Source organism: Streptomyces colonosanans (assembly GCF_001866645.1).
Classification (GTDB): Bacteria; Actinomycetota; Actinomycetes; order Streptomycetales; family Streptomycetaceae; genus Streptomyces; species Streptomyces colonosanans.
The window spans coordinates 32,574-59,101 of sequence record NZ_MLYP01000002.1 but is presented as its reverse complement, the minus strand read 5'-3'; the positions used below and the strand labels follow the sequence as shown (position 1 = coordinate 59,101).

At 69.6% G+C, this 26,528-nt stretch carries 23 protein-coding genes and 4 pseudogenes; 13 read left to right on the top strand and 14 right to left on the bottom strand.

Going from position 1 to position 26,528, the window contains the following annotated elements:
* Positions 1-4: 4 nt before the first annotated feature.
* Positions 5-597: pseudogene (locus BIV24_RS00355) on the bottom strand (Uma2 family endonuclease).
* A 157-nt stretch (positions 598-754) separates the two neighbouring features.
* Between BIV24_RS00355 and BIV24_RS00350 the strand changes: the two are divergent.
* From BIV24_RS00350 to BIV24_RS00335, 4 genes are all read left to right on the top strand, one after another.
* Positions 755-2,557: an ABC-F family ATP-binding cassette domain-containing protein gene (locus tag BIV24_RS00350; protein WP_071364046.1), complete on the top strand. Its 1,803-nt coding sequence runs from the start codon at positions 755-757 to the stop codon at positions 2,555-2,557.
* A gap of 238 nt (positions 2,558-2,795) precedes the next feature.
* Positions 2,796-4,631: an outer membrane protein assembly factor BamB family protein gene (locus tag BIV24_RS00345; protein ID WP_071364045.1), complete on the top strand. Its 1,836-nt coding sequence runs from the start codon at positions 2,796-2,798 to the stop codon at positions 4,629-4,631.
* Positions 4,632-4,692: 61 nt separating this feature from the next.
* Complete coding sequence (locus BIV24_RS00340; protein ID WP_071364044.1) at positions 4,693-6,732, top strand: outer membrane protein assembly factor BamB family protein; 2,040 nt, start codon at positions 4,693-4,695, stop codon at positions 6,730-6,732.
* A gap of 247 nt (positions 6,733-6,979) precedes the next feature.
* Positions 6,980-7,693: a helix-turn-helix transcriptional regulator gene (locus BIV24_RS00335; RefSeq protein ID WP_079167916.1), complete on the top strand. Its 714-nt coding sequence runs from the start codon at positions 6,980-6,982 to the stop codon at positions 7,691-7,693.
* 98 nt (positions 7,694-7,791) lie between these two features.
* Here the strand turns inward: BIV24_RS00335 and BIV24_RS35905 are convergent, their stop codons facing one another.
* Both BIV24_RS35905 and BIV24_RS00330 read right to left on the bottom strand, forming a co-directional pair.
* Complete coding sequence (locus BIV24_RS35905; RefSeq protein ID WP_281247668.1) at positions 7,792-7,926, bottom strand: hypothetical protein; 135 nt, start codon at positions 7,924-7,926, stop codon at positions 7,792-7,794.
* A 44-nt stretch (positions 7,927-7,970) separates the two neighbouring features.
* Positions 7,971-8,720, bottom strand: a pseudogene (locus tag BIV24_RS00330) (sodium:solute symporter family transporter); the annotation flags it as partial.
* Between the two features lie 195 nt (positions 8,721-8,915).
* Between BIV24_RS00330 and galT the strand changes: the two are divergent.
* The 3 genes from galT to galK are packed head-to-tail and all read left to right on the top strand — an operon-like array spanning position 8,916 to position 12,094.
* Positions 8,916-9,977: a galactose-1-phosphate uridylyltransferase gene (galT, locus tag BIV24_RS00325; protein ID WP_071364139.1), complete on the top strand. Its 1,062-nt coding sequence runs from the start codon at positions 8,916-8,918 to the stop codon at positions 9,975-9,977.
* A complete protein-coding gene (gene galE / locus BIV24_RS00320) occupies positions 9,974-10,942 on the top strand; it encodes a UDP-glucose 4-epimerase GalE (protein ID WP_071364042.1) in 969 nt (322 codons plus the stop codon). Before galT ends, galE begins: the two co-directional genes overlap by 4 nt.
* Complete coding sequence (galK, locus tag BIV24_RS00315; RefSeq protein WP_071364041.1) at positions 10,943-12,094, top strand: galactokinase; 1,152 nt, start codon at positions 10,943-10,945, stop codon at positions 12,092-12,094.
* A 32-nt stretch (positions 12,095-12,126) separates the two neighbouring features.
* Here galK and BIV24_RS00310 read toward each other — a convergent pair whose 3' ends face one another.
* Together BIV24_RS00310 and BIV24_RS00305 are read right to left on the bottom strand one after the other, a co-directional pair.
* The gene (locus tag BIV24_RS00310) at positions 12,127-12,438 is read right to left on the bottom strand and encodes a hypothetical protein (RefSeq protein WP_071364040.1); all 312 of its coding nucleotides are present in this window, start codon (positions 12,436-12,438) and stop codon (positions 12,127-12,129) included.
* The gene (locus BIV24_RS00305; protein WP_071364039.1) at positions 12,435-12,725 is read right to left on the bottom strand and encodes a hypothetical protein; all 291 of its coding nucleotides are present in this window, start codon (positions 12,723-12,725) and stop codon (positions 12,435-12,437) included. The genes BIV24_RS00310 and BIV24_RS00305 overlap by 4 nt, the downstream gene beginning before the upstream one ends.
* 334 nt (positions 12,726-13,059) lie before the next feature.
* On the opposite strand from BIV24_RS00305, the gene BIV24_RS00300 reads away from it, so the two are divergent.
* Positions 13,060-13,752: an adenosylcobinamide amidohydrolase gene (locus BIV24_RS00300; RefSeq protein ID WP_071364038.1), complete on the top strand. Its 693-nt coding sequence runs from the start codon at positions 13,060-13,062 to the stop codon at positions 13,750-13,752.
* Between the two features lie 143 nt (positions 13,753-13,895).
* Positions 13,896-14,813 carry a hypothetical protein gene (locus tag BIV24_RS32875; RefSeq protein ID WP_143064544.1) on the top strand — a complete coding sequence of 306 codons (918 nt, stop codon included), beginning with the start codon at positions 13,896-13,898 and terminating at the stop codon, positions 14,811-14,813.
* Positions 14,814-14,897: 84 nt separating this feature from the next.
* On the opposite strand, the gene BIV24_RS00290 is transcribed toward BIV24_RS32875, so the two are convergent.
* Entirely contained in the window at positions 14,898-15,353 is a 456-nt protein-coding gene (locus tag BIV24_RS00290; RefSeq protein WP_177198592.1) for a GNAT family N-acetyltransferase, read from the bottom strand.
* Between the two features lie 250 nt (positions 15,354-15,603).
* Here BIV24_RS00290 and BIV24_RS00285 point away from each other — a divergent pair, with 250 nt between their 5' ends.
* Positions 15,604-16,425: a LuxR C-terminal-related transcriptional regulator gene (locus BIV24_RS00285; RefSeq protein WP_071364036.1), complete on the top strand. Its 822-nt coding sequence runs from the start codon at positions 15,604-15,606 to the stop codon at positions 16,423-16,425.
* Here BIV24_RS00285 and tamR read toward each other — a convergent pair.
* A complete protein-coding gene (gene tamR, locus BIV24_RS00280) occupies positions 16,384-16,881 on the bottom strand; it encodes a MarR family transcriptional regulator TamR (RefSeq protein WP_071364035.1) in 498 nt (165 codons plus the stop codon). The genes BIV24_RS00285 and tamR overlap by 42 nt on opposite strands.
* A 152-nt stretch (positions 16,882-17,033) precedes the next feature.
* Here tamR and BIV24_RS00275 point away from each other — a divergent pair, with 152 nt between their 5' ends.
* Positions 17,034-17,840: a trans-aconitate 2-methyltransferase gene (locus BIV24_RS00275; RefSeq protein ID WP_071364034.1), complete on the top strand. Its 807-nt coding sequence runs from the start codon at positions 17,034-17,036 to the stop codon at positions 17,838-17,840.
* A 3-nt stretch (positions 17,841-17,843) separates the two neighbouring features.
* Positions 17,844-18,214: pseudogene (locus tag BIV24_RS00270) on the top strand (VOC family protein).
* Here BIV24_RS00270 and BIV24_RS00265 read toward each other — a convergent pair.
* The 3 genes and pseudogenes from BIV24_RS00265 to BIV24_RS00255 all read right to left on the bottom strand — a co-directional run bounded on the left by BIV24_RS00265 (position 18,201) and on the right by BIV24_RS00255 (position 20,607).
* Positions 18,201-18,761: pseudogene (locus BIV24_RS00265) on the bottom strand (Uma2 family endonuclease). The pseudogenes BIV24_RS00270 and BIV24_RS00265 sit on opposite strands and share 14 nt — an antisense overlap.
* 164 nt (positions 18,762-18,925) lie before the next feature.
* Complete coding sequence (locus BIV24_RS00260) at positions 18,926-19,600, bottom strand: TetR/AcrR family transcriptional regulator (RefSeq protein WP_071364033.1); 675 nt, start codon at positions 19,598-19,600, stop codon at positions 18,926-18,928.
* Positions 19,597-20,607 (bottom strand): acyl-CoA desaturase, encoded by a 1,011-nt coding sequence (locus BIV24_RS00255; protein ID WP_071364032.1) that lies wholly within the window; start codon positions 20,605-20,607, stop codon positions 19,597-19,599. Before BIV24_RS00255 ends, BIV24_RS00260 begins: the two co-directional genes overlap by 4 nt.
* 358 nt (positions 20,608-20,965) lie before the next feature.
* Here BIV24_RS00255 and ppc point away from each other — a divergent pair, with 358 nt between their 5' ends.
* Positions 20,966-23,698 carry a phosphoenolpyruvate carboxylase gene (gene ppc / locus BIV24_RS00250; protein WP_071364031.1) on the top strand — a complete coding sequence of 911 codons (2,733 nt, stop codon included), beginning with the start codon at positions 20,966-20,968 and terminating at the stop codon, positions 23,696-23,698.
* 76 nt (positions 23,699-23,774) lie between these two features.
* Here ppc and BIV24_RS00245 read toward each other — a convergent pair whose 3' ends face one another.
* The 4 genes from BIV24_RS00245 to BIV24_RS00230 form a co-directional block, all read right to left on the bottom strand.
* Entirely contained in the window at positions 23,775-24,560 is a 786-nt protein-coding gene (locus BIV24_RS00245) for an LPXTG cell wall anchor domain-containing protein (RefSeq protein ID WP_071364030.1), read from the bottom strand.
* 136 nt (positions 24,561-24,696) lie between these two features.
* Positions 24,697-25,185 (bottom strand): hypothetical protein, encoded by a 489-nt coding sequence (locus BIV24_RS00240; RefSeq protein WP_071364029.1) that lies wholly within the window; start codon positions 25,183-25,185, stop codon positions 24,697-24,699.
* Positions 25,186-25,239: 54 nt separating this feature from the next.
* Positions 25,240-25,842: an aminoacyl-tRNA hydrolase gene (gene pth, locus BIV24_RS00235; RefSeq protein ID WP_071364028.1), complete on the bottom strand. Its 603-nt coding sequence runs from the start codon at positions 25,840-25,842 to the stop codon at positions 25,240-25,242.
* 69 nt (positions 25,843-25,911) lie between these two features.
* On the bottom strand, positions 25,912-26,502 hold the full coding sequence (locus tag BIV24_RS00230) for a 50S ribosomal protein L25/general stress protein Ctc (protein ID WP_071364027.1): 591 nt from the start codon (positions 26,500-26,502) through the stop codon (positions 25,912-25,914).
* Positions 26,503-26,528 lie beyond the last annotated feature (26 nt).

Genomic DNA, 26,528 nt, shown 5'->3' with positions numbered 1-26,528 from the left:
GGGCTCAGAGCTCGTCGATGGCGGTCAGGTCGATGTCGATCTCGTACGGCACGTTGATCTTGACCTGGTTGTGGTAGATGCCTGTCAGCGCGTAGGTGCCGGTCGCCTCGCCGCGTTCGTGGACCTGGACGACGGGATGGTCGTCCTGGCCCGCCATGTCGACCAGCCAGAAGTGGGGGATACCCGCCGCCGCGTACTTGTGCGGCTTGGCCTCGCGGTAGCGAGCCTCGGAGTCGGGCGAGACGACTTCGACGGCGAGCAGGACGTCGGCCGCCTTGAAGTGGGTCTGACGTCGGCCGGTGATGGCCTCGGCACGCACGACGGAGATATCCGGCTCAGGGCCGTTGCGCTTGTTGAGCACGACAGTCATCTCTCGTGCGACCCGCAGGTCGGGGGCAGAGTGCGGCGCAGGCCGCTGACCAGCAGGTCGATCGCGGCGAAGTGGAAGTAGCGCTGCGGACTGACGAAGACCAGGCGCCCGTCGATCAACTCGGTGTGCGGCGGGAGATCCGGCAGTGTGAACAGGTCGTCCATGGTGTAGCCGCCCTGCGGCGGCACCGGCCACTGGCCTCGGTGCTCTACGGACTCGGCGGTCATGGTTCCTCCCATGGACGGGATCCTGCTGCCTGCCCTCCACGGTAGCGGCCGGTTCCCGATCAGGTCATTACAAAGGGTGACGCACCCCACGCGCCCCGCCCGCTCCCCCGGAGGGCCTACGCTTGAAGGCTGATCGATCCTTCCGGGCAGGAGTGAAATGGCCGTCAACCTGGTCAATGTCGAGAACGTGAGCAAGGTGTACGGCACGCGTGCCCTGCTCGACGGCGTCTCGCTCGGCGTGTCCGAAGGGGACCGCATCGGGGTCGTCGGGCGCAACGGCGACGGCAAGACCACCCTGATCCGGATGCTCGCCAAGCTGGAGGAGGCCGACTCCGGTCGTGTCACCCACTCCGGCGGGCTGCGCCTCGGCGTGCTCACCCAGCACGACTCCCTCGACCCGGCCGCCACCGTCCGGCACGAGGTCATCCGGGACATGGCCGACCACGAGTGGGCGGGCAACGCCAAGATCCGGGACGTGCTCACCGGGCTGTTCGGCGGGCTCGACCTGCCCGGCTTCCCGAAGGGGCTCGACACCGTCATCGGCCCCCTCTCCGGCGGCGAGCGCCGGCGTATCGCGCTCGCCAAGCTGCTCATCGCCGAGCAGGACCTGATCGTCCTCGACGAGCCCACCAACCACCTCGACGTCGAGGGCATCGCCTGGCTCGCGCAGCATCTGCGCGAACGCCGCTCCGCGCTCGTGTGCGTCACCCACGACCGGTGGTTCCTCGACCAGGTGTGCACCCGGATGTGGGACGTGCAGCGCGGCGTGGTCCACGAGTACGAGGGCGGGTACTCCGATTACGTCTTCGCCCGCGCCGAGCGCGAGCGCATCGCCGCCTCCGAGGAGGTCAAGCGGCAGAATCTGGTCCGCAAGGAGCTGGCCTGGCTGCGGCGCGGCGCCCCCGCCCGTACCTCCAAGCCCCGCTTCCGCATCGAGGCCGCCAACGAACTGATCAAGGACGTGCCGCCGCCCCGGGACAGCAGCGAGCTGATGAAGTTCGCCTCCTCGCGGCTCGGCAAGACCGTCTTCGACCTCGAGGACGTCACCGTCCAGGCCGGGCCCAAGGTGCTCCTCAAGCACGTCACCTGGCATCTCGGCCCCGGCGACCGGATCGGCCTCGTCGGTGTGAACGGCGCCGGCAAGACCTCCCTGCTGCGGGCCATGGCCGACGCCGCGCGCAGCGAGGGGGAACGGCAGCCCGCCGGCGGCCGGATCGTCACCGGCAAGACCGTCAAGCTTGCCTATCTGTCGCAGGAGGTCGCGGAGCTCGACCCCACCTTGCGCGTCCTGGAGGCCGTGCAGCGGGTGCGTGAACGCGTCGACCTCGGCAAGGGGCGCGAGATGACCGCCGGGCAGCTGTGCGAGACCTTCGGCTTCAACAAGGAGAAGCAGTGGACGCCGGTGGGGGACCTGTCCGGCGGTGAGCGCCGCCGGCTGCAGCTCCTGCGTCTGCTCATGGACGAGCCCAACGTCCTCTTCCTCGACGAGCCCACCAACGACCTCGACATCGAGACCCTCACCCAGCTGGAGGACGTCCTCGACGGCTGGCCCGGCTCGATGATCGTGATCTCCCACGACCGCTTCTTCGTCGAACGGACCACGGACCGGGTGCACGCCCTCCTCGGCGACGGCACCCTGCGGATGCTGCCCCGCGGCATCGACGAGTACCTGGAGCGGCGCCACCGCATGGAGGAGGCCGCCGCGGCGGCCGCCCCCGCACCCGTGACGGACAAGCCCGCCGTCTCCGCCGCCGACGCCCGCGCCGCCAAGAAGGAACTCCAGCGGATCGAACGGCAGTTGGACAAGACTTCCGCGCGGGAGACCAAGCTCCACGAGCAAATCGCCGACAACGCCACGGACTTCGAAAAGGTGGCCAAGCTGGACGCCGAGCTGCGTGAACTCGTCGCCGAGCGCGAGGAACTCGAGCTGCGCTGGCTTGAACTCGCCGAGGACGCCTAGGCATTCGAGAGGCGTACACACGGCCGCGGCGTGAAAAGCGCGTGAAGGGGCGTGAAGGCGCGTAACAAGGGCATCACAGGCCGGTCCTCCCTTGGGAACAGGGGGAGGACCGGCCCCGTGTTCGAGGCTGTCGCAGTGATAGAAAGGGCCGTCTGAGAACAATCTGAGCACCACCGGCGTGGCGGAAACGGAGCACCACGGGCGTGGCGACACATCAGTCAAGAGGGGGAACGCGCTGATGACTCAGCCGCCGAACCAGCCACCGCAGGGTGGTTTCGGAGCACCGCAGAACCCACCGCAGGATCCGCCGCCAAGTAGTTTCGGTGCTCCCCAGGACCCGCGCCAGGCCACACCCCCGCCGCCCGCCCAGCCCCCCGCCTCGCCGCAGCCCGGCCCGTACGGTCAGCCTCAGCAGCAGCCCGGCCCGTACGCGCAGCCGGGCCCGTACGGTCAGCAGCCCGGCCCGTACGCGCAGCCGGGCCCGTACGGTCAGCAGCCCGGCCCGTACGCCACGCCCCAGCCTCAGCCCGGCCCGTACGCCCAGCAGCCCGGACCCTACGCCGCGCCCCGGTCCGGCTACGGCTACCCGCAGCAGCCCCAGTTCCCCGGCGCACCCGCCCCGCCCCCCGGCGGTGGCTCCAAGAACCCCTTCAAGGGCAAGCCCGTGCTGGCGGCGGTCGCCGCCGTGGCCGCGCTGGTCGTCATAGGCGGCACGGTGTACGCCGTCAGCGGCGGCGGTAGTGGTGGGGGCAAGAAGCCCGTCGCCGACAAGAGTCAGGACACCACGCCGACCGCAACGGCCTCGGCCCCCGTCAACCCGGGCGACGGCAGCGGCGACGGCGGTGAGGACAACACTGACCTCAACGCGGGCCGCAAGGCGGGCGAGGACAAGGTCCTCTGGTACAAGGAGGCGCCCGCGGCGCCCGGTTCCGGCGCCGACGCCCCCGGCATGTGGATCACCGGCAAGGTGGCGGTGAAGGCCGCGTACAAGCAGGTCTTCGCCTACAACGTCGACAGCGGCAACCCCGCCTGGTCCCCGGTCTCCTTCCCGCAGAAGATCTGTGCCGTCACTCCGCAGAAGACCGACGACGACAAGGTCGTCGTCGCCTACATGAGCGGTGTCAGCGACAACGCCAACTGCAACCAGCTTCAGCAGATCGACCTCAACACCGGCAAGAAGGGCTGGAGCGCGCAGGTCGCCGACGGCGACCTGTTCGACAGCACGCTCAGCATCGGCCTCACCCTGACCGGCAAGACCCTGGTGGTCGGCCGCTCGCAGTCCGGCACGGCCTACGACGTCGCCACCGGAAAGAAGCTGTGGGACAAGCGGCAGTACGGGTCGTCCTGCTTTCCGCGAGCGTTCGCGGGAAGCACCAAGCTGATATCCGTGGCGTCCTGCGCGGCGAGCACCAGCAACGAGCACGACGAGGTGCAGGAACTCGACCCCGCGACCGGCAAGGCCAGATGGGTGTGGAAGGCCCCCAAGGGCTGGAAGGTCGCGCGCGCTTTCTCCGTCGACCCCGTTGTCCTCTTCCTCAACAATGAGGACAAGGATCGGCGGAACCTCTCCGCGCTGAAGAACGACGGAACGCTGGACGCCCAGCTCACTGCGAAGGACACCTTCGAGTTCGGGTGCGGCTGGGACGTCTTCGAGCACGACCTCCAGGGATGCACGGGCACCGTGGCGGACGCGAACACCCTCTACCTGCCGACCGATGTGAAGAGCGGCCCGAACGAGATCGTCGCGTTCGATCTCCACACCGGCAAGGAGAAGTGGCGGGTGAAGTCCCCCTCGGACGGGTCGATGCTCCCCATGAAGACGGACGGCTCCCGCCTGATCGCGTACGTCAAGCCGTCGTACGACGCCGGTGGCCGGGTCGTCTCCCTCGCGACGACCGGCAGCGGCCACAGCCCGACCGGGCTGCTGCAGAACCCGTCGAGCGCCGCGCAGGTCGAGAGAGGCTTCTACTCCAGTGCGATCGACTACGTGGACGGGCGCTTCTACATCTCCGCGACCCGGTTGTCGGGCAGCAGCCAGTCGAAGGAGAAGCTGATGATGGCCTACGGCAAGTGACCCGGCTCCTGACGCCACCGTCCCCGCCCACCACCCTTCCGTCCTTCGAGGTACCCACGTCATGAGCCAGCCGCCTCCGCCCCCGAACCAGCCGCCTGCGGGCGGTCCCGGTGCCCCGCAGGACCCGCCGTCGGGTGGTTTTGGTGCTCCACAGAGCCCGCCGTCGGGTGGTTTTGGTGCCCCGCAGGACCCGCCGTCGGGTGGTTTTGGTGCCCCGCAGGACCCGCCGTCGGGTGGTTTTGGTGCCCCGCAGGACCCGCCGTCGGGTGGTTTTGGTGCCCCGCAGGACCCGCCGTCGGGTGGTTTTGGTGCCCCGCAGAGCCCGCCGTCGGGTGGTTTTGGTGCCCCGCAGGACCCGCCGCCCGGTGGTTTCGGTGCCCCGCAGAGCCCGCCGCCCGGTGGTTTCGGCGCGCCCCAGACGCCACCCCCGCCGTCGCAGACGCCGCCCCAGACACCTCCGCCGCCCGCACAGGGCCCGGGGTACGGCTACCCGCAGCCGCAGACCATGCCGCAGCAGCCGTACGGGCATCCTCAGACGCCGCCCAGCTACGGCTACCCGAACCAGCAGCCCGGTTACGGCTATGCGCAGCCGTCGGCCGTCCCTGTGCAGCCGCAGGCCGCCAAGGGCGCCGGCCGCAAGGGCCCGGGCGCCCAGGTGTGGATCATCGTCGCCGCGGTCGCGGCCATCGCGTTGATCGTCGGTGCCGGGGTCTGGTACTCGCAGAGTTCCTCCGGCGGCGACAGCGGCAAGGACCCCGTGGCCGGCACGAGCGGCGGCAGCGGCAGCGGTGGCGGCGGGGAAGACAAGGGCGGTACCGGCGGTACCGGCGGCGTGGCCAAGGAGAAGCCGGAGAAGGTGCCGGCCAACACCAGCGCGAAGGTCCTCTTCCAGTTGCCCGCGCCCGACATCAAGGACAAGAACGAGATCGACAGCGTCGCGGGCTCCTGGCTCACCGACTCCGTCTACGCCAAGGCCGACCTCTACAAGATCGTCGGCTACGAACCGGACACCGGCGCGGTCAAGTGGACCATGCCGCTGAACGGCCAGACCTGCGCGGGCTCGACCGAGATCACCACCTCCGGCATCGCCGTGGTGGTGTCCGAGTCGGGCAAGCGGTCGGGTGCGCACGACCGTAAGCCGTGCAGCGACGTCACCGCCTTCGAGGTCGCCACCGGCAAGAAGCTGTGGACCAAGTCGGTCAAAACCGGTGACAGCCCGGTCCCCTTCGGTGAGGTCGCGATCAGCGGCAACACCGTCGCGGCAGGCGGCGGTTACTACGGCGGCGCCGCCTTCGACCTCACCACCGGCAAGGTCCTGTGGCAGCCCAAGACCGGCTCCTGCACGGACGTCGGCTATGCGGGCGGCGAGCAGCTCGTCGCGGTGCGCAAGTGCGGCGACTACGGCAGCGAGATCTACGAGGTGCAGCTCCTCGACTCGAAGACGGGCAAGGACAAGTGGAGCTACAAGCTCCCCCAGGGCATCGACAACGCCAAGGTGATCTCCACCAAGCCGGTCGTCTTCGGCCTGGACGCGGGCGATACCAGCCTCACCGGCACCACGGACGTCTTCTCGCTGGACGACAGCGGCAAGCTGCGCGCGAAGATCACGCTGGAGGACGGCAGGTACGCGCACGACTGCAAGATCGGCAAGGTCCACGACTGCCACGGGATCGTGGTCGGCAACGACAAGCTGTACGTGCCGACCAAGGAGCACGACGGCGCCGGCAAGTACAGCCAGACCAACGAGATCATCTCGTTCTCACTGGCCACCGGGAAGACGACCGGTGACAAGGCCGACGCGGGCGACGAGTACGAGCTCTTCCCGATGCGCATGAACGGCGGGAACATCCTGGCGTACAAGGACGGCCCGTACGACAAGGGCGCCCAGGTCGTCTCGATCGACGGCAAGACGCTGAAGACGACCCTGTTGCTGGAGACGCCGGGCTCCGAGTCGGTGCACCGCGCGATCAGCTCCATGGTCCCGAAGAGCTCCGAACTGCTCTACACCGACGGGCGGCTGTTTTTCGGCCAGCAGTTGGTGAGCAAGCCGTACTCGGCGAAGGACAAGTCGTACACGGCGCTCGGCTTCGGCGCGAAGTAGCGCACAGCGCGCTCGGCGAAGGCCTCGCCCCTGTTCGGGGGCGGGGCCTTTCGCACGCCCGTCACCAGGCGGGAACGGGCGGGATTTCGGCAATCCGGGGCACTTCTCATCAGTAGGGGCAGCGCAACGTGCAACGAGCGTGTAGCTTCCGGGTGGATGAAGAGCGGGAGGTGCGCCGGGGGCATCTGTCCGTGCGGACCAGTGGGCATCCATAGTGGGCATCCGTGGGGGACTGGGGGGTTGCTCGATGGGAGCGCGGCTCATGGTGGTCGACGACCACCGGCTGCTCGCCGAGGCGTTGGCCTCGGCGTTGAAGCTGCGGGGGCACCGGGTGCTCGCCGCGGCGGCACCCGCCGCGGGCGCGGCGGAACTGGTGATCACCAGGGCACCCGAGGTGTGCCTGCTGGGGACGGCGGCGCCCGCCGAGCCGGGGGCCTTCGACCCGGTGGTGCGGATCAAGCGGGAGCGTCCGCAGGTCGCGGTGCTGGTCCTCGGACCGGTGCCGAGCCCGCGTGGGATCGCGGCCGCGTTCGCTTCGGGCGCCTCGGGCTACGTACGCCACGACGAGCGCATCGAGGGCGTCGAGCGGGCGATCATGAAGGCGCGGGCGGGAGAGGCGGCCGTGGCGCCGCAACTGCTGCAGGGTGCCTTCGGTGAACTGCTGAACCCGGCCGCACAGCCGGACGACGAGGGTCAGCGGCTGCTGCAGATGCTCACCCCGCGCGAGGTGGAGGTCCTGGTGCGGGTCGCGGACGGCGAGGACACACAGCTGATCGCGGCCGGCATGGGCATCGCCCCGTCGACGGCCCGTACGCACGTCCAGCGGGTCCTGATGAAGCTGGGCGTGGGCTCCCGCCTGGAGGCGGCGGCACTCGCGGCCCGCACGGGCCTGCTGGACCGGGCGGGCGCGCTGAACCATGCGACACCACCGGAGGGCGGCCTGGCGCCGGGAGTGCCGTAGCAGGCCGTCCGCGGCCGGTTGCGACTCTGCGGCCATGCAGCACCGAGCCCCCGTACGCCATGCGGTACGGGGGCTCATGCCCGGCTACGGCCCGGCCATCAGGGCGTCGGCTTCTCGTCCGGCAGGTCGTCCGCGGCCGGCGGCACCGTCGGGCGCAGCTTCAGCCCGACGAGGAAGAACAGGCCGAGGAGCAGCATGCCCACGCCGGTCCACAGGTTGATGTTGAGGCCCACCGCCTTGGCGATCGCCGGGTCGGAGGCTGTGAAGCCCGCGATCAGAGGGAGTCGGTCAGGCCGTCCCAGCCGCCGACCTTCTTCAGGCTGAGCACGGTGATCGGGATGAGGGCCGCCAGGATCACGAAGAACTGCAGCACCTCGTTGTAGATCGCCGACGACAGACCGCCGAGGGTGATGTACGCGAGCACGAAGAAGCCGGCGACCACGATCGCCACCCACTGCGGCCAGCCCAGCAGCGCCTCGACGACGATCGCGAGAGCGTAGAGGTTCACGCCGGCGACCACGATCGCCACCCACTGCGGCCAGCCCAGCAGCGCCTCGACGACGATCGCGAGAGCGTAGAGGTTCACGCCGGCGACCAGGATCGCGGCAAAGGCGAACAAGATCGAACTCAGCAGATGCACCGACTTGTCGAAGCGGAGCAGCAGGAACTCGGGGACCGAGCGCACCTTGGAGCCGTAGTAGAACGGCATCATCACCAGGCCGAGGAAGACCATGGCGGGGATGGCGCCGATCCAGTACCAGTGCACCGTGTAGGCGCCGTACTGGGCGCTGTTGGCGGCCATGCCGAGGATCTCGGTTGCGGCCAGGTTGGCCGAGATGAACGCGAGCCCAGTGATCCACACGGGCAGCGAGCGCCCGGAGAGGAAGAAGTCGAGGCTGGTCTTCACGGAGCGGCGGGCTGCGAAGCCGATGCCGAGGACGACGACGAAGTAGATCCCGAGGATCGCGTAATCGAGGCCGTTGGTCGACAACCGCAGCGCGGATGCCAGATATGTGGGGGTCTGCATGAGTACACGCTTCGTTGCGTGAACCGATCAGGGCGGAACCAACGCCTCCATGTTCGATATTTAAACACTTTCCATCGCGATCTTTGTTCGATTGTGATGTTGACGGTTGTGGTCCGTTGTGTTTTGGTGTGTTGGGTTATGTTTGAAGAATGAAGCGGCTCATAGGCCCGCACCGCAGGAGAAAGGTGAGTTGTGGTGAAGAAGACCTCGACCCGGCTGGCCGATGGTCGTGAGCTCATCTACTACGACCTGCGTGACGACGCCGTGCGCGACGCGGCCGATCGCAGACCGCTGGAGCGGACCGTCACGACCTCTGAGATCCGCCACGACGAGCTGCTCGGCGATCGGGTCGCCGTCGCCTCGCACCGCCAGGGGCGCACCTATCTGCCCCCGGCCGACCAGTGCCCCCTGTGCCCCTCCCAGGGCGAGCGGCTGAGCGAGATCCCGGACTCCTCGTACGACGTGGTGGTCTTCGAGAACCGCTTCCCGTCGCTGGCCGGCGGCGTGGGCCGCTGCGAGGTCGTGTGCTTCACCTCCGACCACAGCGTTTCCTTCGCCGACCTGACCGAGGAGCAGGCGGGCCTGGTCCTGGACGCCTGGACCGACCGGACCGCGGAGCTGTCCCAACTGCCCGCCGTCGAGCAGGTCTTCTGCTTCGAGAACCGCGGCCAGGAGATCGGCGTGACCCTCGGCCACCCGCACGGCCAGATCTACGCGTACCCCTTCACCGCCCCGCGCACCGCCCTGATGCTCCGTTCGCTCGCCGCCCACAAGGAGGCGACCGGCGGGGAGAACCTCTTCGACGCGGTCCTGGAACGCGAACTCGCCGGCGAGCGGGTCGTCCTGGAGAGTGACCACTGGGTGGCCTTCGTGCCGTACGCCGCGCACTGGCCGTACGAGGTCCACCTCTACCCGCGCCGACGCGTCCCCGACCTGCTCGCTCTCGACGACGCGGCCCGCGCCGAGTTCCCCGAGGTCTACCTGGAGCTCCTGAGGCGCTTCGACCGGATATTCGGTGAGGGCGAGCCCCCCACGCCGTACATCGCCGCCTGGCACCAGGCGCCGTTCGGCAGCCTCGCGGAGTTCGAGGGCGTCAACCGCGACGACTTCGCGCTGCACCTCGAGCTTTTCACCATCCGCCGCACTTCCGGCAAGCTGAAGTTCCTCGCGGGCTCCGAGTCCGGCATGAATGTGTTCATCAACGACGTGCCACCGGAGGCCGCGGCACGTCGACTGCGGGAGGTAGCGAGTTCATGAGCGGGAAGTACCTGGTCACCGGCGGCGCCGGCTATGTCGGCAGCGTGGTCGCGCAGCATCTGCTGGAGGCGGGCCACAAGGTCGTCGTCCTCGACAACCTCTCCACCGGCTTCCGCGAGGGCGTGCCCGCGGGCGCTTCCTTCATCGAGGGCGACATTCGTGACGCCGACGAGTGGCTGGACGCCTCGTTCGACGCGGTCCTGCACTTCGCCGCGTTCTCGCAGGTCGGCGAGTCGGTCGTGAAGCCCGAGAAGTACTGGGAGAACAACGTCGGCGGCACGATGGCGCTGATGGCCGCCATGCGTGAGACGGGTGTGCGGCGGCTCGTCTTCTCCTCCACCGCGGCGGCCTACGGCGAACCGGTCAACACTCCGATCACCGAGACGGACCCGACCGCGCCGACGTCCCCGTACGGCGCCTCCAAGCTCGCCGTCGACCACATGATCACCGGCGAGGCGGCCGCGCACGGACTGGCCGCGGTCTCGCTGCGCTACTTCAACGTGGCGGGTGCATACGGCAGGTGCGGTGAGCGGCACGACCCCGAGTCCCACCTCATCCCGCTCGTGCTCCAGGTCGCACAGGGCCGGCGCGAGGCGATCTCGGTCTTCGGCGACGACTACCCGACACCGGACGGCACCTGCGTCCGCGACTACATCCACGTCGCGGACCTGGCCGAGGCCCACCTGCTGGCGCTGGACGCCGCCCGCCCCGGCGAGCACCTGATCTGCAACCTCGGCAACGGCAACGGCTTCTCCGTGCGCGAGGTCATCGAGACCGTGCGCAAGGTCACCGGACATCCGATCCCGGAGGTCGCCGCCCCGCGCCGCGGCGGCGACCCGGCGATCCTGGTCGCCGCCGCGGCCACGGCCCGCGAACGGCTCGGCTGGAACCCGTCCCGGGCGGACCTCGCCGGGATCGTCGCGGACGCATGGGAGTTCGCACAACACATCGCGAAGGAGCAGTAAGTGGGGGCACAGCAGGTCCGGGAAGGCTTCACGGAGTTGTACGGGACGGCTCCCGAGGGCGTCTGGGCGGCGCCGGGCCGGGTCAACGTGATCGGCGAGTACACGGACTTCAACGAGGGGTTCGTGATGCCGCTCGCCCTGCCGCACACCGCGGTCGCGGCGGTCTCACGTCGCACCGACTGTGTGCTGCGCCTGCACTCGGCGGACATCGACGGCCCCATCGTCGAACTGCACGTCGACGAGCTGAGGCCGCTGACCGACACCAGCTGGGCCGCGTACCCGGCGGGCGTCGTCTGGGTGCTGCGCCAGGCCGGGCACGCGATCACCGGCGCGGACCTCCACCTGTCCTCGACGGTGCCGACGGGTGCGGGCCTGTCGTCGTCGGCGGCGCTGGAAGTGGTCACCGCCCTGGCCCTGAACGACCTGTACGACCTCGGCCTCACGCGCCCCGAGCTGGCGCGGCTCGCCCAGCGCGCGGAGAACGACTTCGTGGGCGTGCCGTGCGGCGTCATGGACCAGACGGCGTCGGCGTGCTGCATCGAAGGCCATGCCCTGCACCTCGACTGCCGCGACCTGTCGATCCGTCAGATTCCCTTCGACCTGGCGTCCCAGGGCCTCGCGCTCCTGGTGGTCGACACCCGCGTGAAGCACGCACTGGGCGACGGGGCGTACGCCGAGCGGCGTGAGGGCTGCGAGAAGGGCGCACGGCAACTGGGCGTCTCCCACCTGCGGGACGTGCCGTACGACGACCTGGACCGTGCGCTCGGCCGCCTGTCCGACGAGCGGGTGCGCCGCTATGTGCGGCACGTCGTCTCCGACGACCACCGCGTCGAGCAGGTCGTCGGGCTGCTGGACGCGGGCGAGGTCCGGGCGATCGGCCCGGTGCTGACGCAAGGGCATGTTTCTTTGCGCGACGATCTGCGCATCTCCTGCCCGGAGCTGGACCTGGTGGTGGACACGGCGAACGCGTCCGGCGCGCTCGGTGCCCGGATGACGGGCGGCGGCTTCGGCGGCTCGGCCGTCGTGCTGGTGGAGGCGTCCGGCGCGGACACGATCACCAAGGCGATCGACGAGGCCTTCGCCGCCGCGGGCTACACGGCCCCGCGGGTGTTCCCGGCGGTGCCTTCGGCGGGTGCTCGGCGGCTGAGCTGAGGCGGCGGCCCCGGAATACGGCGGTACCGATGTCAGACCTCGGTGCCGCCGCCTGCGAAGCGCACGGGGGAGACGAGCGCGATACGGATCAGACCGGGCGCGGGCGGAGGGGCGTCGTATACGTAGGTGACCGTGAGGGTCGGGCTCGTACGAGTGCCGTCGAGGCGGGTCGTGTAGATCTTCATGCCTCCGACAGCGCTGCGGGCTTGCCGCCCGAGCGTCGGATTCTTCTCCAACTCGGCACGCAGCGCCTCGACGGCGTCGAGGGAGCCGCCTCCGATGGCCCCACAGCGGGCGCGCGCCTCACGCGTGATCTCGGCGACGACCGGCTGTTCCTCGGTCACCGGCCGTTCCCCCGAGCCGCGCGGATCTCCGCGACGGCCGCAGCGACGGCGGAGTCGAACCCGGGGTCCTGGCGAGCGGTGATCCGGCCGCGGAACTCCTCCACCAGGCGGACGACACCCGAGAGGTCGGCGGGATCGGCGTGGTTGATCTCACGGGCCAGCTCGGCCTCGAAATCGTCGGCATCGCCGGGGAAGCCGTATCCCATGGTGAGGGCGGCGCGGAGCTCGCCGATGGTGCGCATGGGGGGGAGATGGGGCGGGCCGGAGTCTGCCGGGTGTGCGGTCATGGCGGCCGGGATCCTTTCACGGTGTGGGTTTCACGGTACCGGGGCGCACGCGGTGTACGGCGCGGTTTGTCGGCAGAGGAATCCGCAGATGTGACACATCTTCCGGACGTGTCACATTCCAGCCGGTACCATCACGGATGCCCTGGCCACCCGATGGGGATCCCGTCGGACGGATGTCGGCCTGACGGTCTGGGCCGAGATCGCCACCGGGGGCCGGGAACCCGCGGGTTGACCCTGCCGATCACTCGCGGTAGAGCGCATGAGGCCCACGCGTATGCACGTACACCCGGCCCGCATACGATCAGCCGGTCCCCACCGCAAGGAGCGCTGACCGGTGACCGCCGTCCATCCCCCGTCCGCCACCGCCACCGGACTGCACGCGGTGCAGCTGCTGCCCCGCCTGGAACAGGGCGAACGGCTGCACGCGCTGCTGTGGCGGGCCGGCCCCGGCCGGCGGATGATCAGCAACGCCGTGCTCGGCGGCGGTATCGGCGAGCGCGGCTGGGTTCTCAACGCCCAAGTGCCGCACGGCTACCGGCGCACCGACCCGGACCGCCACCTCGCGGACCTCGCCGGTGACGCGGGCGTGGAAGGACCGGGCGTGGGCCTGATGACGGCGGCCGACGTCTCCCGCCATGCCCGCGCGCAGGACAACGGCGTCGAGGCCGTCGTCACTGCGGGCATCTCCGTACGGGGCTGGGCCGCCTCCCCGGCGGCGGGCACCACCGTGCCCGCCCAGCCGGGCACCATCAACATCATCGCCGCCCTCCCCGTGGCGCTGACCGACGCCGCCCTGGTCAACGCGGTCGCAACCGCCACCGAAGCCAAGGTCCAGGCCCTGCTCGACGCGGGTCACGACTGCTCCGGCACGCCTACGGACGCGGTGTGCGTCGCCGCGCGCTCGCCCGTCTTCGGCGAGGGCGTCCATGACTTCTGCGGGCCCCGCTCCCTGTGGGGCGCCCGCCTCGCCAGAGCGGTCCACCGGGCGGTTCGTGCCGCGCTGCCAAGTCCTCTTCTGCCCGGATGATTTCTTACTCCGTCCCAGCCTCGGCGGGCAATTGCATGGACCACCAGCAGGGAAGAACCTGCCGTGAGGATCCTGAAAACAGGCCGGGAATCACTGAACCGGCCTCTTCGGCAGATGCCCTCTGAGGAGGCGGAGCAAGGAACATGAGACGAACTCGGCCGGGCGTCGACGACATGCGGCGGAGGCGTACGAGCTACCGGATACCGCTGGCGATCGGCATCGGCTGCTATGTGCTTGCCGCGATCGCAGGCATGCTCCTTCTCACCGACGCCCTGGGCACCGGCCTGACGATCCTCCTGTGGATCGCGCACGGCGTACTCCTCGCCGATCTGCTCCGCTGGCTGAGAGTCTCCTGGGAGTCCAGCCTGTCCGCGGCGTTGCTCATCGTGCTCGCGTCCGCGATGTCCGTGTACGTGGCCGGCGTGGCCCGCGACGACCTCACGCTCCAGCAGCGGGGCGAGGAGATCACCGCCACGGTCGTGAAGCAGTGGAGCGACCCGCCCCAGGGCCGCAACGCCCGTAACTCCTACTACACGCTGGAGCGACAGGACGGCACCACGGTTCCGGGACCGGCCATGCGAACGGAGTTCCATCACTACGACGTCGGCCAGGTCCTGACGGTCATCGCGGACCCCGAGGGCGAACTCCGCCCCCAGACACCGGGCCAGGCGAGTGCCACCGGCGACGCGCTCGGCGCCGGGGCACTCGCCCTCGTTGCGCTCGGCTCCGTCGGCTGGATGACGTGGCAGGGGTCGGACGCCGCCCAACGGCGAGCCGAAAGGAAGAGCAAGGCCCCGTCCGGGACGCAGAGGATGTTCAAGACCGTCACGCGCGACCACAGTCGCCGGGAGGAGCAGGAGGAGAAGCTGCGCGAGGCCCTGCGCACCCTCCGCCCCGACCGGCGCGGCTACATCAAGGTGCACCCGGAGGCGTATCCCGACGTGTCCCATCGCCGGGCCGCCCGGATCGCCTGGGAAACAGGGCTGCGCGCGGAGGCGTTCGGCAACCAGGGGTCGTGGCGATTCGCGGAGTCGGTGGTCGAGGAGGTTCCGCAGGACTGAGCAAGGGACACGAAGTCGCCACGCCCACGGACCTGGGGCTGGACCAGGAGCAGCCGTACGCCCCGTGGTCAGGAGCCCGGCGGCTCACCGCAGGTGCTTCGTCAGCGTGTACTCCGTGACCCCTGGCGGATAGTCGGGGATCGTGCACACCACCTCGTAGCCCTGCTTCCGGTAGAACTCCGGGGCCTGGAAGTCCCAGGTCTCCAGGCGCGCGGCTGCGCACCCGCGCTCCGTGCGCGCAACGTGCTCCGCCCGAGCCAGCAGACGCGTGCCCAGGCCCGCCCCCCGATGACGGTCGTCCACCCACAGGTACGCGACATGCAGCCAGGCCGTCCAGGTGTGGCCGACCAGCCCGCCCGCCAGTTCTCCCGCCGCATCCAACGCCCAGACGTGGAGAGGTACTTCGCGTTCGTTAGGGGTTCCGCGCAGCGCGCGCAGCACCGGTGACGCCGCCGTGTTCGTCTCGCGCAGCCGAGTATGGAGCAGATCTCGCCGTTCCTTGTCGACTTCCGTCTCTATACGAAACATGCGGCTCACCATAAACGCGCCGGTCCATCAGTTCTGCAAATTTCCTTCCGCTCCCGGCTCGCGGCCCTACGCTGAGAACAGCACCGGTGGGGGCCGGTGCTGATCAGGGGGCGAGACAGTCGGGTACGACGCCCGGAGTGGGGGGTAGCAGTTCCAGCGCGGCGGCGGCCGTGCGGCTGCGTCGCCCCGTCCCAGGTGAACAACCGGGGGCGCACCGGGCGCTGTACCCGCGCCGGCCGTCCCCCGAGCAGTGGGGGTTTCAGTGGTGCGCATCCGAGTCCTGGTCGTCGACGACCACCGCATTTTCGCCGAGTCGCTGGCCACCGCGCTGGCCGCCGAGCCCGACGTCGACGTGTCCGCGGCCGGCAGCGGTCCGGCCGCCCTGCGCTGCCTGGAGCGGGCGACGGCGGAGGGCCGCGGTTTCGACGTGATGCTCGTCGACGCGGACCTCGGGAGCCGTGTGCCGGGCTCACGCCCGGCGGTCCCCGTCCAGAACGGCCACGAGGACGGGCTCGTCGACGGCATCTCGCTCGTCGCCGGTGTGCGCTCCGGGCACCCAGGTGTACGGACCGTCGTCCTCGCCGAGAAGGACGACCCGCACCGTGCCGCGCTCGCCCTGCAGGCGGGCGCCTCGGGCTGGGTCGCCAAGGACTGCTCGCTCTCCCGGCTGCTCGCGGTCATCCGGGGTGTGCTGCGGGACGAGACGCACCTTCCGCCCGCCCTGCTCACCGGCGTCCTGCGCGAGCTGACCGCGGCCCGCAAGCACCGCACCGAGAGCGAGCGGCTGGTGGAGTCCCTGACGCCGCGGGAGCGGGAGGTACTGCGCTGCATGGTCGCCGGACTCGGCCGGAAGGCCGTGGCCGAGCGGCTGTTCCTCTCCCCGCACACCGTCCGCACCCATATGCAGAACGTCCTCGGCAAGTTGGGCGTCCATTCCACCCTCGCCGCCGTCGCCCTCGCCCGCCGGGCCGGGGTCGGGCCGGCCGACCTGGTGCCCCGGCAGGCGACGTTCATCGAAGGGCAGACACTGCCTGCCGGGGCGTTAGCCGGGGATGTTGTCGAACGGGGCGGTCAGCTGGCGTAGCAGCGCGGCCAGTTCACCGCGCTGGGCCCGGCTCAGCTCCGACAGGATCGCGCGTTCCTGCTCCAGCAGTCCGGCGAGCGACTGGTCCGCCCGGTCCTGGCCCTCCTTGGTGAGGCGCACCAGAACACCCCGGCGGTCGCTCGGGTCCGGGAGGCGCTCGACCAGGCCCTTCTTGGTCAGGCGGTCGATACGGTTCGTCATCGTGCCGGAGGTGACCAGCGTCTGCGTCAGCAACTGGCCGGGGGAGAGCTGGTAGGGGTTGCCGGCCCGCCTCAGCGCGGTCAGGACGTCGAACTCCCAGGGCTCCAGGCTGTGCTCGGAGAACGCCAGCCGGCGCGCGCGGTCCAGGTGCCGTGCCAGTCTGCTGACCCGGCTGAGCACCTCGAGCGGTTCCACGTCGAGGTCCGGGCGCTCCCGGCGCCACGCCGCGACCAGCCGATCGACCTCGTCCTCCATGGCGATCAGTGTAGTGGTTGTGTCGACATGAAGTCTCTTGATATGCGTCTTCTCGATATCAAGTCTCTTGACGTAGAGATATCTCGCGTGTGAGGCTGGAGCCACTGGGAACATCTCTCGGACATCCGGTGACTTCGAGGAGGGCCACACCCATGCCTGCCGCCCCCACCTGGGACCCCGGTCAGTACCTGCGCCACGCAGGCCACCGCGCCCGTCCCTTCGCCGACCTGCTCGCCCGTGTCCCCGAACTTCCCGGTGACCCGCCCCGCATCGCCGACCTGGGCTGCGGCCCCGGCAATGTCACCGCCGTGCTGGCCGACCGCTGGCCCACCGCACACATCACCGGCTACGACAACTCGCCCGAGATGCTCGATGCGGCCCACACCGACCACGAGGGCCCCACTGCGGGCGGCGGCCGCCTCGACTTCTCCCACGCCGACGCCCGCACCTGGACACCGCCGGCGCCGTACGGTCTGATCATCAGCAACGCCACCCTGCAGTGGGTGCCCGAACACGCCGACCGCTTCCCCGACTGGATCGCCGGCCTCACCCCCGGCGGCACCTTCGCCTTCCAGGTCCCCGGGAACTTCGACTCCCCCAGCCACCAGCTGATGAGGGAACTCGCCCACTCGGCCCGCTGGAAGGACCGCCTCGCCGACACCCTGCGCCACGAGGACGCCGTGCTCACACCCGCCGGGTACCTGGAGCGGCTCGTCGCCCTGGGCTGCGAGGCGGACGTCTGGGAGACGACGTACCTCCACCTGCTGGAGGGCGAGGACCCCGTCCTCGACTGGGTGAAGGGCACCGGACTGCGGCCGGTCCTCGCCGAGCTGGGGGAGGAGGCGGAGGAGTTCCTCGCCGAGTACCGGACGGCGCTCCGCGAGGCGTACCCGGCGACCAGCCACGGCACCGTGTTCCCGTTCCGCCGCATCTTCGCCGTCGCCACGAAGAAGGCCTGAACCATGCTGAGCGCCGTCGACCATGTCCAGCTCGCGGCCCCGCCCGGCTCCGAGAACCTGCTGCGTACGTACTACGCCGGCGTCCTCGGCATGACGGAGATGCCCAAACCGCCCGCGCTGGCCGCCCGCGGGGGCTGCTGGTTCCAGGCGGGGGCCGTGCAGTGCACCTGGGGATCGAGAAGGACTTCAGGCCCGCGAAGAAGGCCCACCCGGGGCTGCGGGTCACGGGCATCGAGGCCTACGCGGCCCGGCTCACCGCGCGTGGGGCGCCGGTGACCTGGGACGACAACCCTCCGGGCCATCGCCGGTTCTACTCGGAGGACCCGGTGGGCAACCGGCTGGAGTTCCTGGAGCCGACCGCTAGAGCGCTTTGAGCGCTTCCAGCGTGATGTCGATGTCGATGTCGTACGGCACACCGACGTCGAGCTTGTGATGGTGGATACCGGTCAGCGCGTACGCCTTGTTGACCGTGTCGATCTCGTAGGCGCGAACCACCGGGTGCTGGCTCCCCTCGGTCATCTCGACCAGTCAGAAGTACGGGATTCCAGCGGCAGCGTACTTGCTGGGCTTGGTGTTGCGGTCGCGGGCCTCGGAGTCGGGGGAGACGACCTCGATGGCGAGCAGCACCTCCTCGGCCTGGAACCGAGTCTGATCCAGGCTGGTGACGGCGTCCGCGCGAACCACGCTGACGTCCGGCTCGGGGCCGTTGCGTTGGTCCAGCACGACCGTCATTTCGCGGAGGACCTTCAGGTCCTGGGGTGTCGTACGGCGCAGCCCGTTCACCAGAAGGTCGATCATGCGGCTGTGGAAAATCCGCTGCGGACTCGCGAAGACCAGGCTCCCGTCGATCAACTCGGTGTGCGGCGGGAGGTCCGGCAGAGTGAACAGGTCGTCCACGGTGCATCCGTCAGGCGGTGGCACGGGTCAACGGGTGCCGGGCTCGTCGGCGGGCTCGGGGGTCGGCTCGGCGATCGGCTCGGCTGTCATGGTGATTCCTCCCATGAGCGGGATTCTGGGCCTGCATACCCACCGTAGCCGCCGTAACCGACAACGGTCATAACAACGAGTGACCGAGCGGCCGCGCCTCAGTTCTTGCGATGTCCCATCAGCCGCGGCCTCTGCTCCAGCCCGTCCAGCCCGTGCCACGCCAGGTTCACCAGATGCGCCGCGACCTCGGCCTTCTTCGGGCGACGCACGTCCAGCCACCACTGGCCCGTCAGCGCGACCATGCCGACCAGCGCCTGCGCGTACAAGGGAGCGAGCTTCGGGTCGAAACCGCGGGTCTTGAACTCGCGGCCCAGAATGTCCTCCACCTGGGTGGCGATGTCCGAGATCAACGACGCGAAGGAACCCGTCGACTGCGGGATCGGCGAATCGCGGACCAGGATGCGGAAACCGTCCGTGGACTCCTCGATGTAGTCCAGGAGAGCAAAGGCCGCCTGCTCGCACAGCTCACGGGGATGCCCTGCGGTGAGCGAACCGGTCACCATGTCCAGCAGGCGCCGCATCTCGCGGTCCACCACCACCGCGTACAGCCCCTCCTTGCCGCCGAAGTGCTCGTACACCACCGGCTTGGACACCCCGGCCTTCGCCGCGATCTCCTCCACCGACGTGCCCTCGAACCCCTTGGCGGCGAACAGCGTGCGGCCGATCTCCAGCAACTGCTGCCGGCGCTCCGCACCGGTCATCCGGGTACGGCGGGTACGCCGCGGCTTCTCATTGCTGGGGGTACTGGAGTCGGTCGCCACACCGTCCATCATGCCGCGTCGGCGGACACCTTCCCGCGCCGGGAGCCGTCCCCGTCCGTGCTGCGACGGGAATCGATACGCGAGCGTGACGGCCAGCGCACGTCGTACGCCCACCCGAACCGCTCGAACCAGCGGATGAGCCGCGCCGACGAGTCCAGCTGGCCCCGCTCCACACCGTGCCGAGCCGACGTCGGATCCGCGTGGTGCAGGTTGTGCCACGACTCCCCGCACGACAGAATCGCCAGCCACCACACGTTCCCGGAACGGTCACGCGACTTGAACGGGCGCTTGCCCACCGCGTGACAGATCGAGTTGATCGACCAGGTCACATGGTGCAGCAGCGCCACCCGGACGAGTGACCCCCAGAAGAACGCCGTCACCGCGCCCCACCAGGACATCGTCACCAGCCCGCCGATCAGCGGCGGCAGCAGCAGGGACACCGCCGTCCACAGCACGAACTGGCGGGAGATCCTCCGGATCGCCCCGTCCTTGATCAGATCCGGGGCGTACTTTTCCTGCGGCGTCTGCTCCTCATCGAACATCCAGCCGACATGAGCCCACCACAAGCCCTTCACCAGCGCGGGAATGGTCTCCCCGTAACGCCACGGAGAATGCGGATCGCCCTCCGCGTCCGAGAACCTGTGGTGCTTGCGGTGATCGGCCACCCAGCGCACCAGAGGGCCCTCGACCGCCATCGAACCCGCGATCGCCAACGCGATTTTCAAAGGCCGCTTGGCCTTGAAGGAACCGTGAGTGAAGTGGCGGTGGAAGCCGATCGTGATGCCATGGCAGCCCAGGAAGTAGAAGAAGACCAACAGGGCCAGATCGAGCCAGCTCACGCCCCAGCCCCACGCCAGCGGCACCGCCGCGACAAGCGCCAGGAACGGGACGGTGATGAACAGCAGCAGCGTGATCTGCTCGAGCGAGCGCTTCTGCTCGCCGCCCAGCGTGGCGGAGGGCAGGGGAGTGCCGTCGGCCGCCTTCCGGGCGTCTCCGATCACGTCGGATCTCGTGGTCATGGGGCGTCCCCTGTGGGGTCGAGGGTCTGGGCATGTGCCCGGCTACGGACGCGTAGTCCCCCGGAATCCGAAAGGAGACCTACGGCTCCGTAACCTACGGCGTCGTAAGTATGGCAGCGCGTCGCCCGACGGCAAGAGCCTGCGAGGCTGCGCGTCCGCGCGGAGTCCTATCCTTGGAAACGGTCGGACAGCGCGGTCCGCTCTGATTTCTTCCCGGATGCCCGGCCCGTATGCGGCGCCCACCGCGCACGGCACCCGTCCGGGCCTCTCTCTCACGATCCCACCCGTCGCCCACCACCGCCCTTTCAGGGAGTCGCTGACGCGACGCACCTCCGGATTACTCCAAGGAGCAGCACCTGTGAGCAGTGCCGACGATCAGACCACGACGACGAGCAGTGAGCTGCGCGCCGACATCCGCCGACTGGGTGACCTGCTCGGCGAAACCCTCGTCCGACAGGAGGGCCCCGAACTCCTGGAACTGGTCGAACGGGTCCGCCGGCTGACCCGGGAGAACGGAGAGGCCGCCGCCGAACTGCTGCGCGGCACCGAACTGGAGACCGCCGCCAAACTGGTACGCGCCTTCTCCACCTACTTCCACCTGGCGAACGTCACCGAGCAGGTGCACCGCGGACGCGAGTTGCGCGCCCGGCGCGCCGCCGAGGGAGGCCTCATCGCCCGGACAGCCGACCGGCTCAAGGACGCCGACCCCGAGCACGTCCGCGAGACCGTCCAGAACCTCAACGTGCGCCCCGTGTTCACCGCACACCCCACGGAAGCCGCACGCCGGTCCGTCCTCAACAAACTCCGGCGCATCGCCGCGCTCCTGGAAACCCCCGTCCTCGACACCGACCGCCGCCGCCACGACATCCGCCTGGCGGAGAACATCGACCTCGTCTGGCAGACCGACGAACTGCGCGTCGTCCGCCCCGAACCCGCCGACGAAGCCCGCAACGCCATCTACTACCTGGACGAACTGCACGCCGGCGCCGTCGGCGACGTCCTGGAGGACCTCACCGCGGAACTGGAACGCGTCGGCGTCAAAGTCCCCGACGAAACCCGCCCCCTCACCTTCGGCACCTGGATCGGTGGCGACCGCGACGGCAACCCCAACGTCACCCCCGAGGTCACCTGGGACGTACTGATCCTCCAGCACGAGCACGGCATCAACGACGCGCTGGAGACGATCGACGAACTGCGCGGCCTCCTGTCCAACTCGATCCGCTACACCGGCGCCACCGAAGAACTGCTGCAATCCCTCCAGGCCGACCTCGACCTGCTTCCCGAGATCAGCCCCCGCTACAAGCGCCTCAACGCCGAAGAGCCCTACCGTCTCAAGGCCACCTGCATCCGCCAGAAGCTCCTCAACACCAAGCACCGCCTCGCCGGGAACACCCACCACGAACCAGGACGGGACTACCTCGGCACCTCCGAGCTGCTGCACGACCTGCGCATCATCCAGACCTCACTGCGCGCCCACCGAGGCGGCCTGTTCGCCGACGGCCGCCTCGCCCGCACCATCCGCACACTCGCCGCCTTCGGCCTCCAACTCGCCACCATGGACGTCCGCGAACACGCCGACGCCCACCACCACGCCCTCGGCCAACTCTTCGACCGGCTCGGCGAGGAGTCCTGGCGATACGACGACATGCCGCGCGAATACCGGCACAAGCTGCTCGCCAGAGAACTGCGTTCCCGGCGCCCCCTCGCCCCCACCCCGGCCCCACTGGACGCCGCCGGCGCCAAGACCCTCGGCGTGTTCGAAACGGTCAAGCGGGCCCTTCATGCCTTCGGACCCGAGGTCATCGAGTCGTACATCATCTCCATGTGCCAGGGCGCCGACGACGTGTTCGCCGCCGCCGTCCTCGCCCGCGAAGCCGGCCTCGTCGACCTGCACGCCGGCTGGGCGAAGATCGGCATCGTCCCGCTCCTGGAGACCACCGACGAACTCAAGGCCGCCGACACCATCCTGGAGGACATGCTCGCCGACCCCTCCTACCGCCGCCTGGTCGCCCTGCGCGGCGACGTACAGGAGGTCATGCTCGGCTACAGCGACTCCTCCAAGTTCGGCGGCATCACCACCTCACAGTGGGAGATCCACCGCGCCCAGCGCCGCCTGCGCGACGTCGCCCACCGCTACGGCGTACGCCTCAGGCTCTTCCACGGCCGCGGCGGCACCGTCGGCCGCGGCGGCGGCCCCACCCACGACGCCATCCTCGCCCAGCCCTGGGGCACTCTGGAGGGCGAGATCAAGGTCACCGAGCAGGGCGAGGTCATCTCCGACAAGTACCTCATCCCGTCCCTGGCCCGGGAGAACCTGGAACTCACCGTCGCCGCCACCCTCCAGGCGTCCGCCCTGCACACCGCCCCCCGCCAGTCCGTCGAGGCACTCGCCCGCTGGGACGCCGCCATGGACGTCGTCTCCGACGCCGCCCACACCGCCTACCGCAAGCTGGTCGAAGACCCCGACCTGCCCGCCTACTTCTTCGCCTCCACACCGGTCGACCAGCTCGCCGACCTCCACCTCGGCTCCCGCCCCTCCCGGCGCCCCGACTCCGGCGCCGGCCTCGACGGCCTGCGAGCCATCCCCTGGGTCTTCGGCTGGACCCAGTCCCGGCAGATCGTGCCCGGCTGGTACGGCGTCGGATCCGGCCTCAAGGCACTGCGCGAGGCCGGCCTCGACACCGTCCTCGCCGAAATGCACGAACAGTGGCACTTCTTCCGCAACTTCATCTCCAACGTCGAGATGACCCTCGCCAAGACCGACCTGCGGATCGCCCGCCACTACGTCGACACCCTCGTACCCGACAACCTCAAGCACGTCTTCACCGCCATCGAGGCCGAACACGAACTGACGGTCCGTGAAGTCCTGCGCGTGACCGGCGAGAAGGACCTCCTCGACCACAACCCCGTCCTCAAGCAGACCTTCGCCATCCGCGACGCCTACCTCGACCCGATCTCCTACCTCCAGGTCGCCCTGCTGGGACGCCAGCGCGAAGCCGCCGCCACCGGCGCCGAGGCGGACCCACTGCTGTCCCGGGCCCTGCTGCTGACGGTGAACGGTGTGGCGGCGGGCCTGCGCAACACCGGCTGAACCCGCCCCGCACACGACAGTGCCCCCGTACTCGCCACCAGGACGAGCACGGGGGCACTGTCATGCCCGGCGGACGTCAGCCTTGAGAGGCCCTGCGACGCCGCAGCACCAGGAAGCCGCCCGCGGCCACCAGCGCCGCCGCGGCACCCGACAGCAGGCCCACCGGGAGGCTGCTGCCGGTCTCGGCCAGGTCACCGTTGGGGCCCTGTGGGGACGGGGATGCGGTGGCCGACGGGGCCGCCCCGCCCTCGCCGGAGGACGCACTCGGCGACGCCGTCACACCGGCCGAGCCCGAAGACGAAGGTGACTCCGACGACGCGGGCGACTCCGGCGACGAAGGCGACTCCGACGACGCGGGCGACTCCGGCGACGAAGGTGACTCCGACGACGCGGGCGACTCCGGCGACGAAGGCGACACGGAGGCGGACGGCGTCGTACCGCCGCCACCCTGTGAGTCCTTGCAGTCCGTCCAGAACATCTTGTGCTTGGCGGCGCCCTTCTCGCCGTCGAAGTTCCAGAACAGCTTGTAGTGCCCGTCGGGCAGCGACAGGTCCTCCGTACGGCCGTGGCCCACGGAATCCAGCACGAGGGCACCGGACTTCACCGTCTCACCCTTGGTGGCGGCGGTCGGAGCCCAGGCCTCGATGTGCCAGTCGACCTTCTGGGCCCTGTCGAAACCGAAGGCGTCCAGGTAGAACGTGCAGACGTGCGGCTCGTTGCGGCGAAGCTCCTCGCCGGTCTTGGCATCGTGGATCTTCACCGTGCCGTTGTCACCGGGAGTAGTGGCGTGCGCGGCCGGCGCAAGGAGCAGCACGGCCGAAACGCCGGCGGTCAGCGCGCCGGCGCGGATAAAGGTACGCATGTGACAGGTCCATCTTCGAGATGCGAACGGGAAGACATGGGGGGTGAGTTCAGCATCAGACATCAAGTGACGAACCGTCAATCACGAACAGACAACGAACAGACCCTCTGCAGAGACGTACATCACCCGGACGCCCTCAGAGCATGGCAAAAGCGGCCGCGAGCAAGACCGCCCCCGCCCCCGCCAGCACCCACGCCGCACGCACCAGCCGCAACCCGCCCGCCACGACGACAGAGGCCAGCAGCAGCGCCCCGCCCAGCGGCACCCACGCGTACAGAATCCCGGCCGGACCGGAGCGTACGACAACATCCGAGCCCGGCTTCACGACCACCGCGTACGTCTTCCCCCGCTCCACCGTGACCGTCCTGTCGATGACCACGCCCCCGCGCGCCCTCGCGCCGGCCGACAAGGGCGTGAAAGGACCGCTGCACGTGTCCGGGCCGCATCGCGTCACCTCGATCGTGCCGCGCTCACGCCCCTTGGTCAGCATCACGTACTGCGCAGTGCCCCAGGACCCCCAGACGCCCGCGATCATGATCAGCGCGGCGACCGAACCCATCGCCACGAGCCGCCCGAACCGCAACGCCGCGACCGTGCCCTGAGAAGAGGAGACGGCAAAAGGCATGCCGGCGATCCTTGGCCATCCTCCCGCGCCCGGTCAACTCCCACCGGGGACAAGTCAGGAGTTGTACGTGCTTTGCGCCCGCTCCAACCCCTCGATGACCAGACACTCCACCGCATCCGTCGCCCGGTCCACGAAGTAGTCCAACTCCTTGCGCTCCGCCGACGAGAAGTCCCGCAGCACAAAATCGGCCACCTGCATACGCCCCGGAGGACGCCCGATCCCGAACCGCACCCGGTGATAATCCGAACCCATCGCCTTCGTCAGCGACTTCAGACCGTTGTGACCGTTGTCGCCGCCACCGAGCTTGAGACGAAGGGTCCCGTAGTCGATGTCCAACTCGTCATGAACGGCCACGATGTTCGCCACCGGCACCTTGTAGAAGTCGCGCAGGGCGTTCACCGGGCCGCCCGACAGATTCATGTACGACATCGGCTTCGCCAGGATCACACGGCGGTTCGCCGGACCAGGTGGACCGATACGGCCCTCCACCACCTGCGCCTGCGCCTTGCCCGCACGCTTGAACCTCCCCCCGATCCGCTCGGCCAGCAGATCGGCCACCATGAAGCCCACGTTGTGCCGGTTCATGGCGTACTCGGGTCCGGGATTGCCGAGGCCCACGATCAGCCAGGGGGCGCCTGCGGGGGTCGTCACGTTCATGTCTCCTTGATACGCGCCAGCCGCTGCCCCTCCCGGGAACAGCGGCTGACGAAACGATGACAGCGAGGATCAGGCCTCGGCGGCCTCTTCGCCCCCGGCGCCCTCCGGCGCCTCCTCCGCCTGCGCGGCCAGCACCTGGAGGACCACCGCGTCCTCCTCGACCGTCAGGGTCACACCGGCGGGCAGCGTGATGTCCTTGGCGAGGACGGACGCACCGGCCTGCAGACCCGCGACCGAAACGGTCAGAGCCTCGGGGATGTGCGTCGCCTCGGCCTCGACCGGCAGAGCCGCCAGCACGTGCTCCAGCAGGTTGCCACCGGCGGCCAGCTCACCCTCGGTGTGGACCGGAACCTCGACGGCGACCTTCTCGCCGCGCTTCACCAGCAGCAGGTCGACGTGCTCCAGGAAACCCTTCAGCGGGTCACGCTGCACGGCCTTCGGGATCGCCAGCTCGTTGGCCTTGCCGTCGATGTCCAGGGAGATCAGGACGTTCGGCGTACGCAGCGCCATCAGCAGCTCGTGGCCCGGAAGCGTCAGGTGCAGCGGGTCCGAGCCGTGGCCGTACAGCACACCCGGAACCTTGTTGTCACGACGGATACGACGCGCGGCACCCTTGCCGAACTCGGTGCGCGTCTCAGCGGCGATCTTCACCTCGGACATGATCACTCCTCGTAGAAACCAGTGAA

Excerpts from the sequence above, each read along its gene's own strand:
- BIV24_RS00350 (WP_071364046.1), top strand. The coding sequence starts at position 755 with ATGGCCGTCAACCTGGTCAATGTCGAGAACGTGAGCAAGGTGTACGGC.
- BIV24_RS00345 (WP_071364045.1), top strand. The coding sequence starts at position 2,796 with ATGACTCAGCCGCCGAACCAGCCACCGCAGGGTGGTTTCGGAGCACCG.
- BIV24_RS00340 (WP_071364044.1), top strand. The coding sequence starts at position 4,693 with ATGAGCCAGCCGCCTCCGCCCCCGAACCAGCCGCCTGCGGGCGGTCCC.
- BIV24_RS00335 (WP_079167916.1), top strand. The coding sequence starts at position 6,980 with ATGGGAGCGCGGCTCATGGTGGTCGACGACCACCGGCTGCTCGCCGAG.
- galE (WP_071364042.1), top strand. The coding sequence starts at position 9,974 with ATGAGCGGGAAGTACCTGGTCACCGGCGGCGCCGGCTATGTCGGCAGC.
- BIV24_RS00305 (WP_071364039.1), bottom strand. The coding sequence starts at position 12,725 with ATGACCGCACACCCGGCAGACTCCGGCCCGCCCCATCTCCCCCCCATG.
- BIV24_RS32875 (WP_143064544.1), top strand. The coding sequence starts at position 13,896 with ATGAGACGAACTCGGCCGGGCGTCGACGACATGCGGCGGAGGCGTACG.
- BIV24_RS00290 (WP_177198592.1), bottom strand. The coding sequence starts at position 15,353 with ATGGTGAGCCGCATGTTTCGTATAGAGACGGAAGTCGACAAGGAACGG.
- tamR (WP_071364035.1), bottom strand. The coding sequence starts at position 16,881 with ATGGAGGACGAGGTCGATCGGCTGGTCGCGGCGTGGCGCCGGGAGCGC.
- BIV24_RS00275 (WP_071364034.1), top strand. The coding sequence starts at position 17,034 with ATGCCTGCCGCCCCCACCTGGGACCCCGGTCAGTACCTGCGCCACGCA.
- BIV24_RS00260 (WP_071364033.1), bottom strand. The coding sequence starts at position 19,600 with ATGATGGACGGTGTGGCGACCGACTCCAGTACCCCCAGCAATGAGAAG.
- BIV24_RS00255 (WP_071364032.1), bottom strand. The coding sequence starts at position 20,607 with ATGACCACGAGATCCGACGTGATCGGAGACGCCCGGAAGGCGGCCGAC.
- BIV24_RS00245 (WP_071364030.1), bottom strand. The coding sequence starts at position 24,560 with ATGCGTACCTTTATCCGCGCCGGCGCGCTGACCGCCGGCGTTTCGGCC.
- BIV24_RS00240 (WP_071364029.1), bottom strand. The coding sequence starts at position 25,185 with ATGCCTTTTGCCGTCTCCTCTTCTCAGGGCACGGTCGCGGCGTTGCGG.
- pth (WP_071364028.1), bottom strand. The coding sequence starts at position 25,842 with ATGAACGTGACGACCCCCGCAGGCGCCCCCTGGCTGATCGTGGGCCTC.
- BIV24_RS00230 (WP_071364027.1), bottom strand. The coding sequence starts at position 26,502 with ATGTCCGAGGTGAAGATCGCCGCTGAGACGCGCACCGAGTTCGGCAAG.